Origin of the sequence: Vibrio viridaestus, assembly GCF_003856525.1 — a bacterium.
GTDB classification, from domain to species: Bacteria; Pseudomonadota; Gammaproteobacteria; order Enterobacterales; family Vibrionaceae; genus Vibrio; species Vibrio viridaestus.
This window is the reverse complement of sequence record NZ_RJVQ01000010.1, coordinates 1-14,046: the sequence shown is the minus strand read 5'-3', so window position 1 is coordinate 14,046 and position 14,046 is coordinate 1. Positions and strand designations below refer to the sequence as shown.

10 protein-coding genes and 1 pseudogene are annotated in these 14,046 nt (G+C 42.9%); 9 read left to right on the top strand and 2 right to left on the bottom strand.

All coding sequences use genetic code 11. The features are described from left to right. Positions 1-146: 146 nt before the first annotated feature. Positions 147-1,340 (top strand): 3-phenylpropionate MFS transporter, encoded by a 1,194-nt coding sequence (locus EES38_RS17550; RefSeq protein ID WP_124938528.1) that lies wholly within the window; start codon positions 147-149, stop codon positions 1,338-1,340. A gap of 79 nt (positions 1,341-1,419) precedes the next feature. Next, the gene (locus tag EES38_RS17545; RefSeq protein ID WP_124938527.1) at positions 1,420-4,857 is read left to right on the top strand and encodes a PAS domain-containing hybrid sensor histidine kinase/response regulator; all 3,438 of its coding nucleotides are present in this window, start codon (positions 1,420-1,422) and stop codon (positions 4,855-4,857) included. Here the strand turns inward: EES38_RS17545 and gppA are convergent, their stop codons facing one another. Together gppA and rhlB are read right to left on the bottom strand one after the other, a co-directional pair. Then, positions 4,858-6,348: a guanosine-5'-triphosphate,3'-diphosphate diphosphatase gene (gene gppA / locus EES38_RS17540; protein ID WP_124938526.1), complete on the bottom strand. Its 1,491-nt coding sequence runs from the start codon at positions 6,346-6,348 to the stop codon at positions 4,858-4,860. A 17-nt stretch (positions 6,349-6,365) separates the two neighbouring features. Next, complete coding sequence (gene rhlB, locus EES38_RS17535; protein ID WP_124938525.1) at positions 6,366-7,688, bottom strand: ATP-dependent RNA helicase RhlB; 1,323 nt, start codon at positions 7,686-7,688, stop codon at positions 6,366-6,368. Between the two features lie 112 nt (positions 7,689-7,800). On the opposite strand from rhlB, the gene trxA reads away from it, so the two are divergent. The 7 genes and pseudogenes from trxA (at position 7,801) to fre (ending at position 13,619) form a co-directional block, all read left to right on the top strand. Next, positions 7,801-8,127: a thioredoxin TrxA gene (trxA, locus tag EES38_RS17530; protein ID WP_124938524.1), complete on the top strand. Its 327-nt coding sequence runs from the start codon at positions 7,801-7,803 to the stop codon at positions 8,125-8,127. A 204-nt stretch (positions 8,128-8,331) separates the two neighbouring features. Next, on the top strand, positions 8,332-9,591 hold the full coding sequence (gene rho / locus EES38_RS17525) for a transcription termination factor Rho (RefSeq protein ID WP_124938523.1): 1,260 nt from the start codon (positions 8,332-8,334) through the stop codon (positions 9,589-9,591). A 107-nt stretch (positions 9,592-9,698) separates the two neighbouring features. Further along, positions 9,699-10,694 (top strand): hypothetical protein, encoded by a 996-nt coding sequence (locus EES38_RS17520; protein ID WP_124938522.1) that lies wholly within the window; start codon positions 9,699-9,701, stop codon positions 10,692-10,694. 70 nt (positions 10,695-10,764) lie between these two features. Then, a pseudogene (gene ubiD, locus EES38_RS17515) lies at positions 10,765-12,151 on the top strand (4-hydroxy-3-polyprenylbenzoate decarboxylase); the annotation flags it as partial. Continuing rightward, on the top strand, positions 12,148-12,618 hold the full coding sequence (locus EES38_RS22945; protein WP_439333273.1) for a UbiD family decarboxylase: 471 nt from the start codon (positions 12,148-12,150) through the stop codon (positions 12,616-12,618). The pseudogene ubiD and the gene EES38_RS22945, both read left to right, overlap by 4 nt. After that, positions 12,615-12,884, top strand: a complete 270-nt coding sequence (locus EES38_RS17510) for a 2Fe-2S iron-sulfur cluster-binding protein (protein WP_124938520.1) — start codon at positions 12,615-12,617, stop codon at positions 12,882-12,884. Before EES38_RS22945 ends, EES38_RS17510 begins: the two co-directional genes overlap by 4 nt. 21 nt (positions 12,885-12,905) lie before the next feature. After that, positions 12,906-13,619 (top strand): NAD(P)H-flavin reductase, encoded by a 714-nt coding sequence (gene fre / locus EES38_RS17505; RefSeq protein ID WP_124938519.1) that lies wholly within the window; start codon positions 12,906-12,908, stop codon positions 13,617-13,619. Positions 13,620-14,046: the final 427 nt, after the last annotated feature.

The following is a 14,046-nucleotide window of genomic DNA, read 5'->3' as shown; positions in this document are numbered from 1 at the left end:
CTTTGGTCGTAGAAATACCGAGCAGAATTGCTGTTACCAGAGATTGTAGAAAATAGGGAAACGTTGAATTGCTCGAATAGCCCTTTTTCCCAAATGCTGAGAAGAGCATAATAGGGCAAATTATAAATAGGCTGAATGAGAACACTATGTTGCAAATCTCGCCATTTCGTTGGGCGTCACAATTCTATGTTGGATTCTTTTTTGTTTATGGCGTGTATCTTCCTTTTTGGGCATTGTGGCTTGAATACAAAGGCATGGATTCAGCACAAGTCGGTATTTTAGTCGGTCTGGCCTTTGCGACTCGTTGCGGTGCCAATCTTCTTCTTACACCTAAAGTTAATCAGGCAGAACAATTACTCCCTGCTTTACGCTGGATAAGCTTATTTATGATTGCTTGCCTGGCATTGTTTGCTGTTGATGACAGTTTTTACTGGCTTTGCTTTCTGACCATCTTATTTAATTTGGGTATCGGTCCGACGTTGCCTTTATCTGATGCGTTCGCAAATCATTATGCGAAGCGCAAGTTGTTGGATTATGGCCGCTCACGTCTGTGGGGCTCAGCTGCGTTCATTGCTGGCTCGACACTAGTGGGGTGGCTGGCACTGCATCTTGGCAATCAGGTTATTCTCTACACGGCGTTTGTCGGCGCCTGTGTCATGCTGCTTTTTTCTTTACTGAAACCTAATCCAGAACCCAAAGGTGATGGACCTTCGACGATGGAGAAAAAGGAGTCACTCGTTGCGCTACTGAAAAATAAATCCGTCATACTCTTTTTACTTATGGTGGCGTTTATTCAGGGAAGCCACGCAGCGTATTACGGCTTCAGTTCAATTTATTGGAAATCTGTCGGGTACAGCGAAGAAACTATCGGCTATTTATGGAGTCTAGGTGTGATTGCTGAAATTCTGGCTTTTGCTGTAAGTAAGTCAGTATTCGCGAAACTCTCTATTCGTACTCTGTTTGTGATTGCTTCTATCGCTGTGATGTTTCGCTGGGGAGTGACTGCTTTAACTACTGAACTTTACGCGCTTGTTTTTGTTCAGTTATTTCACAGTATGACGTTTGCTGTTGCTCATATCGCGGCAATTCGATATATCCAGTGTGCGCCTGGAAGGCTAATGGTGCCATTACAGGCTCTTTATAATGCTTTACCTTTAGGGTTGGTGGTTGCAGTACTAACGCCGATTTCCGGCTGGGGGTTCTCTCATTGGGGAGGACTAGTCTTCTTCGGTATGTCCGTTATGGGATTACTGGCTCTATTTGTTCCTGTACGCCTGTTAGGTTCTGATGTGCAGGAAGAGTCAAAGCAACAAAAAACTTCTGCTGAAGCACATAATTAATAGATTGAATTTGCAGGAATAAACGATTCTTTCTTTAATGAGAGGGTAGATTTCTCTTTTATATTTGAAAGGATCGTTTATGGATGCATGGATTGTGATCCCGCTGTTGTTATTTTACCTGAGCATACTGTTTTGTATTGCCTGGTATGGGGATCGTCATATCCATTGGCTCGCGAAATACCGCCCCTGGATTTATAGCTTATCTATTGCGGTATATTGTACTTCCTGGACGTTCTATGGAACTGTCGGTCAAGCGACATCGGACCCTTGGTCTTTTCTTCCTATCTACGTTGCTCCTATCTTAGTTTTTACTTTTGGCTGGCGCTTACTCTCTCGCTTAATGATGACAGCCAAGAGAGAACATATTACTTCCATCTCCGACTTTATTGCTGCTCGTTATGGAAAATCACAAGGCTTAGCGATTCTCGTTACGTTAATTGCCGTGATTGGTATTTTGCCGTACATCGCATTGCAATTGCGCGGGATCACTATGGGGGTGCAGGTATTATCGCCAAAATTGGCGGGAGCTTCCGGAGAGAATGTCGACCAAATTGCTTGGGCTGTGGTTGTCGCTCTGGCACTGTTTACGATGTTGTTTGGTACTCGTCATATAGACAGTACAGAGCATCACCGCGGTATGATGATGAGTATTGCATTTGAGTCTATAGTCAAACTGCTCGCCTTTCTAACCATTGGTTTATTCATTATCTACATACTTTTCAGCGATAGAGTTTCTGGACTAGATACTATCATGTCGAGTTCTCTTCGAGCGCCTAATTGGGCGACATTGAGCATTCATATTGTCATGACGGTATTTGCGATAATTTGCCTTCCTCGCCAGTTTCACACCATGATTGTTGAAAACGAACAGCCCAAAGATTTGCGTAAAGCCCGTTGGGTATTTCCTATCTATTTGGTTTTGATGGGCTTATTTGTACTGCCAATCTCCTGGATTGGACAAGGTTTAATGGAGCCGCAACTAGCAGATACGTATGTCATCAGTATTCCTAAAATGCTCGGATCCGACTGGATCGCAATGATCGCATTTTTGGGGGGCGCATCAGCAGCAACGGGCATGGTGATCGTTTCAACAACGGCACTGACGATCATGATTTCGAACGATATGGTAGTGCCAATATTACTGCGTCGCTTGCGTATATCTCATCAGAGCCACCGTCATTTTTCTGATGTGCTCGTCATAATTCGCCGCGCTTTGATTTTGGTACTGCTGATATTGGCATACGGCTACTATCGGGCGCTAGACTCTATACCTTCTTTGTCCACGATTGGGTTCCTTTCTTTTGCTGCCGTTGGACAGTTTGCTCCTGCGTTGATTGGGGGAATGTACTGGAGAGATGGCAATAAGAAAGGTGTTTATGTTGGTCTGACCATCGGAGTCACTATCTGGCTAATCACACTAATGTATCAAACGCAGATCTTAGCGGGTGATGCTCATAGCAATCCTCTCCTGTGGATAATTACTCCACCAGTGTTTCTGCATTCTTTGCATATCGGGATTTCAGACTGGGGCATGATTCTTAGCATTATCCTGAATACTTTTTGTTACTGGTGGGTTTCTGTCCTGACCTCATCTAGCCTGACAGAGCGTCTACAGGCTGCGTCTTTTGTTGGTATTCCGCTTCCTGATAACGAAAATGTCAGTTTATATGAAAGTAGAGTTACGGTAGCTGAATTGGAAATGCTTGCCTCGCGCTTTGTTGGGCGTTCTCGTATGCGCTCTGCTTTTGATTTGTATTGGAAGCAGCAGGATGTGGAGTTAATGCCTAACCAGCAAGCTCCAGCAACGTTAATTCGTCATACTGAGCGCGTATTAGCGGGTGTTTTCGGTGTTTCCTCAGCTAAGTTAGTTTTGTCCTCTGCGTTACAAGGAAAAAACATGCAGTTGGAGGAGGTTGCCACGATTGTGGATGAAGCCTCGGAACTGTATGACTTTAGTCGCACACTTTTACAGGGCGCTATTGAACATATTGGACAGGGAATTTCGGTTGTGGATAAGCAGCTTAGACTTGTCGCCTGGAATCAACGTTATCTTGAGTTATTTCATTTTCCTCCGGGATTAATTCAGGTGGGACGGCCGATTGCCGATGTTATTCGGCATAATGCCATGCAGGGCTTGTGTGGGCCGGGCGATATTGAAGAGCATGTTAGGAAACGACTTTATCACCTCCAGCAGGGCTCGCGGCATACATCCTCAAGGCAACGTAGTGACGGAAGGGTAATTGAGGTTCAGGGTAATCCGATGCCCGGTGGTGGCTTCGTTATGAGCTTTACTGATATTACGGTCTTTCGTGAGGCTCAGGATGCGTTAAAACAAGCAAATGAATCTTTGGAAGAACGAGTTCACAAGCGAACCGAAGAATTGGAGAAACTGAATCGCCAAATGGTTGCTGAGACTCAAAGGGCGGAAAGAGAGTCCCGTTCCAAGTCCAGATTTCTTGCTGCGGTAAGTCACGATCTTATGCAGCCTTTGAATGCCGCGAGGTTATTTGCATCTTCTTTGGCTGAAGTGGCGAAAGAAAATGAGTCTCGGGAATTGGCCACTCATATAGAAAGTTCATTAAGCGCAGCCGAAGAACTCATTGGCGATTTGCTCGATATATCCCGATTAGAATCCGGTAAACTTGATACAAATATTCATCGCTTTGCTTTGAATGATGTACTGTCGCATTTGAGTGCTGAGTTCAGTGTCATCGCGGAACAACAGGGTATCGAGTTTGCTACAGTTCCTTCTTCAACTATCGTCGTATCCGACCCTAAGTTTTTACGTCGGATTATTCAGAATTTTCTCACTAACGCATTTCGTTATACGCCCAGAGGCAAAGTGATTCTCGGGGTAAGGCGCGCTGGTGCTCACGTTCGTATTGATGTCTGGGATAACGGTTCGGGTATTGAAGATGATAAACAGAAAATTATCTTTGATGAGTTTACACGTGCCAGCACGATTCGTTCTGACCAAGGTTTAGGTTTGGGGTTAGCGATTTCGAAAGGTTTAGCACAGGTTCTGGGGCACCGGATTGAGATGCGCTCTTGGCCGGGAGAGGGCAGTGTGTTCTCTTTAGTTTTACAGAGAGCATATGAGATAGATAAACCTGCCACAGTCATTGAACCGTCTTCGCCTCAATTGGATCTTGTTGGGTTAAAGGTACTGTGTGTGGATAACGAAGAAGATATTCTGATTGGAATGAGTCAGTTACTCAATAGGTGGGGGTGCGATGTCCGTTTAGGTAAGGATTTAGTGTCTGGACTTAAGTGTATTGATGAGCAATGGACGCCAGAAATAGTATTATCGGATTATCGTCTCGATCATGATCGTACTGGTCTTGAAGTATTACAGCAGTGCCGTTTGCGTATGGGAGCTCAATTTGAGGGAGTCATCATTAGTGCAGACCGAACTCAGGAAATGATGGAAGCCATTCGGTCAAATGGATTCCACTTCTTAGCGAAGCCGATAAAACCACTCAAGTTAAGAGCGGTTTTGAATCGGAAAAGAGCGTAATTAAGCCGAAATGGAAAGTGGCCATCCTATGTCTGTCTGACGATGGGCTTCGATTTCTATCTCAGCGTTTGTCAGAGGGTTTTCGGTCAGCCATTCTTTATCCAGCTTAATGGTCAGATTGTCACCTTCCGCTACCAGCACGATATTGGGTTGTAAATCCTTGCTACGACGATGCGTAAGCAATATTGCTAAGCGCAGTAGTCTAAGTACTCGTTTACCGCTTGCTGCAGACAATGCATACTGTTCTGGCAATGCAGTCAGAGTTTCGCGATAACGTCGGGTTAATTCACTTAAAAAGTGCTTCTGTGCTCGGGTATAGCCGGGTAAGTCCAAATGTTGGAGGAGATAAGCGCCATGCTCGCCACCTTTTTTGAAATCGATAGAAAGACCGATTTCGTGCAGTTCAGCAGCGGTACACAGCAGCATTTCGCCTTGTGGTTCAGGAATCCACTCAGAACCTCCGCATTGCTGTAAAAGATCACTAGCTAGCTCTGCCACTTGCTTAGCATATGGCTGATCAATCTGATATCGGGTTTGAACACTCTTTATCGTTCTTGCGCGGATATCATTTTGTCGCAGTTCATTAACCATTTCATAAACTAAACCTTCACGCAGAGCGCCACCGGCCAGAGTCATTGCATCAATGCTAAGTGATTCGAAAATAGCAATCAAAATCGAAAGACCACTCGGAAAAACGAGTGCTCTTTCTAACGTTAATCCTACAATTTCCAGCTCTTCTAAATGATCAGCCATCATTGCCTGTTGTTGTAAACGTTTTAGTTTAGATAGGGTAATGACCTCATCCATTCCTTGCGCCAACATTATTTCCTGCAGTGCCTGGACCGTACCACTGGCTCCAACACATACATTCCATCCCAGAGATTGATACTGTTCAAGGATTGGAAGCAACGTCTGTTTTGCTGCCTCTATGGCATAACGAAAGTTTGCTTCGGTGAGCTGCCTATCTTTGAAATATTTTTCTAACCAGGTAACGCAACCCATCTTCAAGCTGGTGAGTGCTTTAGCTTCAAAGCCCTCACCGATGATAAGCTCGGTACTGGCTCCACCAATATCAACCACTAGACGTCGTCCCATACCACCAGAAGTGTGAGCGACTCCTTTATATATAGTGGCTGCTTCTTCTTCACCCGGAATGACATTAATGTCATAACCCAAAATACGATTCGCTTTAGACAGAAACACATCAACATTTACGGCGGTTCTTAAAGTGGCCGTACCCACAATACGGATGTTTTCTTGAGGAATATCCTGTAATCGCTCTGCAAAAAGTGCCAGACAATCCCAGCCTCTTTGCATGGCTTCCACACTCAGCTCGTTGCGTTCATTCAGACCTGCAGCTAAACGTACCTTACGTTTAATCTTTGCCATTGTCTGTACGCTACCATCAATATGCCTGACAACAAGCATATGAAAGCTGTTCGATCCGAGATCAATTGCAGCGTAAAGCGGTGAAGGTTGGTTAGAGCTCATATACGACGTCAGCTTCCTTAATTGCTTGGTGTTGTGTTCTTATTATTTGGATATGGCTTTCTATTCTTATTTGACGAACGACGATTATTTGAATGAGAACCACCAGTATTTGTTCTACGCGATTGACGGGGTTGTCGCTGTCTCATTTTTAGGGGAGCCGGTAAATCTTCCAGTAATGCAGTCGAATCATATTCTGATACTGGAATTGAATGTGCAATATATTCTTCGATTGCAGGTAGATTAATTGCATATTCCTCACAAGCAAAGCTGATTGAACTACCGCTTGCACCTGCGCGACCTGTACGTCCAATGCGGTGAACATAATCTTCACAGTCATCAGGTAAATCGTAGTTATACACGTGAGTCACTTCAGGAATATGTAAGCCGCGAGCTGCAACATCTGTCGCTACTAAAATATCCAGAGAACCTTGTGTAAACTCTTCTAGAATACGTTCGCGTTTCTTCTGTGGAACATCTCCAGTAAGAAGACCCACACGGTGACCGTCTGCGGCTAAGTGGCCCCAGATTGACTCGCATTTATGCTTCGTATTGGCAAAAATGATGGCTCGATCTGGCCACTCTTCCTCGATGAGAGTTTGCAGTAACGCCATTTTGTGTTCGTTTGATGGATAAAACAGTTCTTCTTTAATGCGGTGACCTGTTTTTTGTTCCGGTTCAACCACGATATGTTCTGGTGATGTCATGTGCTCAAATGCCAGTTCCTGAACACGATAAGAAAGTGTTGCTGAAAATAGCATATTCAATCTATCTGCAGGTGCAGGCATACGACGGAACAAGAAACGGATGTCTTTAATGAAGCCTAAATCGAACATTCTGTCCGCTTCATCCAGCACGACAACTTGAATATCATTCAGGTTAAAGACTCGTTGTTTATAAAAATCGATGATTCTTCCAGTTGTTCCAATCAGAATATCAACGCCTTTTTCTAATTTTTTTAATTGCTTATCGTAACTTTCGCCACCATAAGCCAACGCTGCGCTTACACCGGTTGATTGAATCAAAGGTTCCGCATCATTAAAAATTTGTATCGCTAACTCTCGAGTTGGTGCCATAATAATAGCTCGAGGTTGGATGGAACTTCTTCCTTCTCGTACCGGAGTTGTCAGTAAGTGGTTAAAGGTCGCAGTGAGAAACGCGAGCGTTTTACCAGTCCCTGTTTGGGCCTGGCCTGCAATATCACGGCCGGAGAGCAGTACCGGCAACGCCAAAGCTTGAATTGGGGTGCAGAATTCGAACCCTTTTTGCTTCAAACCTTCAGTAATTTGAGGCTCTAACCCCAAATCGGCGAAATTTTGCTCTGTGATGTGTGTCTTTTTCATTGCTATAGAATATCAGCTTAGGCTTGCAATACGAAAGTAAATACATTCCAATAGAGCATCTAATTACTGATTGTTATGCAATCAGATCAGAAAAAACAGATTGGAGTCGAAGATGAGTGATAAATTTTTGCAGCTGACTGATGACAGTTTTGAAAGTGATGTGATCAAAGCTGCAGGCCCTGTTCTTGTTGATTTTTGGGCAGAATGGTGCGGTCCATGTAAAATGATTGCTCCAATTCTAGATGAAATCGCGGATGAGTACGAAGGCAAACTCACTATCGGTAAGTTGAACATTGACCACAATGCAGGAACACCGCCAAAATTTGGTATTCGTGGTATTCCTACGTTGTTACTGTTTAAAGATGGTAACGTTGCTGCTACTAAGGTTGGCGCGTTGTCTAAAACTCAACTAAAAGAGTTTTTGGACGCAAATCTTTAATTAGAAATTAAACCGTACATTGATCAATGTACGGTTTTATTTTTAGAATTAAAACAAAACCTAGACTAGACTTACTTTTAGTGCTAGTTTATCGAGCGTTAATTAAACAAGTGTTCACTTCTTGGTCAATCCTTAGACCAAAATCTTTCTTAATTTATTTACTAGCAAACAGATCCTATTTTGACTAAACAAGTATCCACCACAATGAACCTAACAGAATTAAAAAACAGAGCTGTTTCAGATCTCGTCAAGCTGGGAGAATCCCTAGGGCTTGAGAACTTAGCTCGTCTACGTAAACAGGACATCATCTTTTCTATACTAAAGGCGCATGCTAAAAGTGGAGAGGATATTTTTGGGGATGGGGTGTTAGAAATCCTTCAAGATGGTTTTGGTTTCTTACGTAGTGCTGACAGCTCGTACTTAGCGGGTCCTGATGACATTTATGTGTCTCCGAGCCAGATTCGTCGTTTTAACTTGCGAACAGGAGATTCTATCTCCGGTAAAATTCGCCCACCGAAAGAAGGCGAAAGATACTTTGCTCTTCTCAAAGTGAACTCTGTCAACGATGACAAACCTGATAACGCTCGCAACAAGATCCTTTTCGAAAACTTAACCCCTTTACATGCTAACGAACGCATGAAGATGGAACGTGGTAATGGCTCAACGGAAGACATTACAGCGCGCGTTCTTGACCTTGCTTCACCAATTGGTAAAGGTCAGCGCGGTTTGATTGTTGCTCCGCCTAAAGCGGGTAAAACAATGCTTCTGCAAAATATTGCTCAAAGCATCGCCCACAACCATCCCGAATGTGAGTTAATGGTACTTCTAATCGATGAACGTCCTGAAGAAGTAACAGAGATGCAGCGTTTGGTAAAAGGTGAAGTGATTGCTTCTACCTTTGATGAACCAGCATCTCGCCATGTTCAAGTTGCTGAGATGGTGATTGAGAAAGCGAAACGTTTGGTTGAGCATAAGAAAGATGTGGTTATCTTACTCGATTCGATTACTCGTCTTGCTCGTGCCTACAACACAGTTGTTCCATCATCGGGTAAAGTACTGACTGGTGGTGTGGATGCAAACGCATTACATCGTCCAAAACGTTTCTTTGGTGCTGCACGTAATGTAGAGGAGGGCGGTAGTTTAACAATCATCGCAACTGCTCTTGTAGATACTGGTTCGAAAATGGATGAGGTTATCTACGAAGAATTTAAAGGCACAGGTAACATGGAACTGCACCTGAATCGTAAGATTGCAGAAAAGCGTGTCTTCCCTGCTATTGATTTCAATCGCTCAGGTACTCGTCGTGAAGAGCTTCTTACTAAGACTGACGAGCTACAAAAAATGTGGATCTTACGTAAAATTGTTCACCCTATGGGTGAGACTGACGCGATGGAATTCCTCATTGATAAGTTGGCTATGACCAAAACCAATGATGAGTTTTTTGATGCGATGAGACGTCAATAACAAAATAGATAAAGAAAAGCGCCATCGACGGATACGATGGCGTTTTTATTTGCTTTACGCTTTATCTATAACCACAATCTAGGAAAAGGAATCCTTAGGAGAGGTGTATGCAACAAGGAATGTTGTCATCATTACTTCTTTCTTTTTCGTTGCTGGCACCTTTTAGTGTGTCCGCCGCCGATATTTCTATGACTGAGAGAAATCAGCTGCTGCAGGATAAGCAGTTGCAGAATAAAGTCTCAGAGTTGATGGAATACGTAAAGAAAGACGATATAGACTCGCTCGAGTTCGCTCTTGATCAGCTAGCATTTCCTCAGCAGGAATCGCTTCGTTATATGCTGATAAAAAAACTGTACGATGAAAATGCGGTTCTTTCAGTGCAAATGAAGCATTTCGTCGTCGAACAGAGGTCGTTAAAGCCTGTTTATTACGTCCTGCAAAAGGGCGATGGTTATGAGTTTACGTTACCCGCATTTGATTACCCCAATATCGCTAACCGTATCTTAAAAGCTTGGATTCAAGACAAGAGTACGTTGGACTTCATTCTAAAAGCCGAACACAATGAGTTGAATTTACGCGACTGGTTATCCGGTGATGAACAGTTCGTTCATGAACATGAAGCATTACTTAATCGAGAAATCGACAGTTTAACCGATGAAGCCGTTCATTCTCTTGTTGCTCAGATTACAGAAACGAAAGTGACGACTTGGTTACCATCTTCTGCCGCAATGGCAACCTTAGTACGGGCGAGCAACGATCCAAAGCTGTATAAATTATTTTGGTTGATGAAAGCGGATATCAATATGGAAAATGAGCTCACTCGGTTAAGTAATCTCAAAGACGATAGCTTTGCTATCAATCAAATTATGTTGGCCAGTAAAAACCCGAGATTGAAGCAGCAAGCATTGGTCGCTCTGACGCGGATTCAGCCATTACCCGATCACGTAAAAAACTACTTAATTACTCAGATGAAAGACAGTGATCAGGCTTATTATGTAGCAAGTGCGCTAAAGGAGCAGGGTTATAGGACGTTATTGAGTGATTTGATTGCGACTAATGTGAAGGTGAATCATAAAGTACTGCAACAAGTTTTGGATAACTAATTAAAATCGAAACTCGATTTACGATGATTTTTGGTATACTGCTCTAAAGTTCATCATAGGCAGTACCCTCATGAAATTTAAGGATATGCGCGGATTTCTGGATTATCTGGAAGAACATGGTCAGTTAAAGCGTATCAAATATCCCATCGACCCTCGTTATGAAATGACAGAGATCAGTGATAGGACCCTCAGAGCGGGAGGGCCTGCTCTATTGTTTGAGAATCCAATCGGTTACGATACCCCCGTCCTTACTAACCTTTTTGGTACACCCAAAAGAGTTGCAATAGGTATGGGAAGAGAAAATGTTAAAGAGCTCAGAGAAGTCGGGAAACTTCTTGCCTATTTAAAAGAGCCAGAGCCGCCGAGCGGTTTTAAAGATGCCATCGATAAACTTCCTGTATTTAAACAGGTTCTGAACATGCCTGCGAAGCGACTGAAAAAGGCACCGTGTCAGGAGATTATCTTGGAAGGTAGTCAAGTCGATTTAGATAGAATTCCCGTGATGAGCTGTTGGCCTGGTGATGTTGCCCCGTTATTAACATGGGGACTTACAGTCACAAAAGGCCCAACTAAGAAGCGGCAGAACATTGGTATTTATCGCCAGCAAAAATTATCCAAAAATAAGATTATTATGCGCTGGTTGGCTCATCGTGGAGGAGCTCTCGATTTTCGAGATTGGATGGAATCGAATCCAGGGGAACCTTTTCCAGTGTCCGTCGCATTTGGCGCTGATCCTGCCACAATATTAGGTGCAGTGACTCCGGTGCCTGATACTTTGTCTGAGTATGCTTTTGCTGGATTATTACGCGGTAGTAAAACAGAAGTGGTTAAATCAATCAGTAATGATTTAGACATACCGGCGAGTGCGGAAATTGTACTTGAAGGCTTTATTGATCCTAATGAGTTAGCTGATGAAGGTCCTTACGGCGACCATACTGGTTACTTTAATGAAGTCGAAAAGCATCATGTTTTTACCATTACACATATTACAATGCGTAAAGACGCTATCTATCATAGTACCTACACAGGACGTCCACCTGATGAGCCTGCAGTCTTAGGTGTTGCTCTTAATGAAGTATTTGTTCCTATATTGCAAAAGCAATTCCCAGAAATAGTGGATTTTTATCTCCCACCTGAAGGCTGTTCTTATCGTATGGCCGTAGTTACGATGAAAAAACAATACCCTGGGCATGCGAAGCGCGTCATGATGGGGGTATGGTCATTCTTACGCCAATTCATGTATACCAAATACGTGATTGTATGTGATGAAAGCGTCAATGCTCGAGATTGGGACGAAGTCGTTAAAGCCATGGTCGACAATATGGCGCCGGTAGCTGATTCTCTGTTCGTCGATAACACTCCGATTGATTCGCTAGATTTCGCTTCTCCTGTCGTTGGGCTTGGTTCCAAAATGGGGTTAGATGCCACCATAAAATGGGAGCCAGAATTAGCGATGACAGGAATGAATGACGTACTTGAATACAAGAGTTTTAATTCGACAATCGTCCCTGAATGGAAGACGCAATTCAGTAATATAGTTGATATCTATCTACCACAAACGACAGGCCATCGGTTTATCCTTGCTAGTATGAAGAAAGACGCAGCAGGACAAGCTAAGGAGCTTCTGCAGTATATGATGAAAAATCTTCAACTAGTAAGTGACGCAAAGTTCATTGCTTTATTTGAAGAAGATGTAAATATTCGTGATTGGAATGACGTGATTTGGGCAATCACAACCCGAATCGATCCAACCAGAGATATTCTTAAAGTTGAAGGCTCATCTGACAAAAGCAGTTTGTTAGCTTTTGATGCTACGAATAAATGGCCAGGTGAAGTTCAACGAGAGTGGGGCAACCCCATCAAGAAAGATCCTAAATTAGTGGTTAAGATTGATGCAATTTGGGATGAGTTAGATATTCTATGAGCCATACTGTTTTATTACTACCTAGTAAAGTGCAGTTTACGGTTTCGGCGGGACAGACAATATTAGAGGCTGCGCTCAACCAGCAGATCTCTTTCCCCAACCGTTGTCGTGTTGGCGCTTGCGCGGCATGTATGTGTCGTAAGCTTGAAGGTGATGTCGATTATCATCTGGAGCCTGTATTAACAAAAGATGAAATTAAATATGGGTGGATATTTCCTTGTCAGGCATTCGCAAAAAGTAATTTGATACTTACTTTTGAAGAGTAAGTTAGAGGTATAAAAAATAAAATGACGATCAAATGTAAAGTAAAGTCTATTACACCTTTAGCGTGTAATACCTATAAGGTTCTGCTTCAACCTTCTCAGAGTATTCCTTTTAAAGCGGGCCAGTATTTAATGGTAGTGATGGGGGAAAAAGATAAACGTCCTTTCTCTATTGCGAGTAGCCCTTTCCGACTTGAAGGTGAATTAGAACTTCACATCGGTGCTGCGGAGCACAACGCTTACGCAATAGAAGTGGTCGATCTAATGAAAAAATCGTTGGCTGAAGGTGAAGAAATCGAAATCGATGCACCTCATGGTAACGCTTCATTTAAAGAGGACAGCGATCGTTCTATCTTACTTGTCGCTGGTGGCACTGGCTTTAGTTATGTGCGTTCTATTTTAGACCATTGTGTTGAGCAAAAAGTAAATCGCCCTGTGCACTTGTACTGGGGAGCGAAGACTGCAGACCAATTATATGCAAAAGAAGAGTTGGAACTATTGGTTCAGAACTATTCTAATATTTCATTCGTTCCTGTTATCGAACAAGCTGAAAATAATTGGACAGGTAAGCTCGGTAATGTTCTTGAAGCAATAGAAGAAGACTTTGCAACGCTCGAGAACTTTGACATTTATATCGCTGGACGTTTTGAAATGGCGGGAGCCGCGAGAGAACGCTTCACGCAACATAAATCAGCAAGAAGTGAATGTATGTTTGCTGACGCTTACGCATTTATTTGATTTATGCTTCATGAAAACCAGGAAATGGTGAATTATTCGTCTATTTTCTGGTTTTTCTCCATTATTAAGCTAAGAAATAAAATAATTTTAGTTTTTCTTAAAAAATGCTTGCGCTTATTATCGAACTCCCTATAATGCCGCCTCACTGACACGGCAGATGAGTTCTAAGAACTTTGAAGCAGTGAGTATGAGGTGAGAAATAAAAGTAACAAAAAGTGTTTGACACTTCCTTTTATCTCTATACAATGCACCTCCACTTCACGGAGTAATCCTGAAGTTAGCTCTTTAACAATATAAACCTATCAATCTGTGTGGGCACTCGTCGGATAAACATCCAAAAGATTTTATCAATGATACGAGTGACCAAATCGAACAGGATTTCTTTTTAAGAATGAATGTTTGGCACAGTCAATTCAACATTACATTA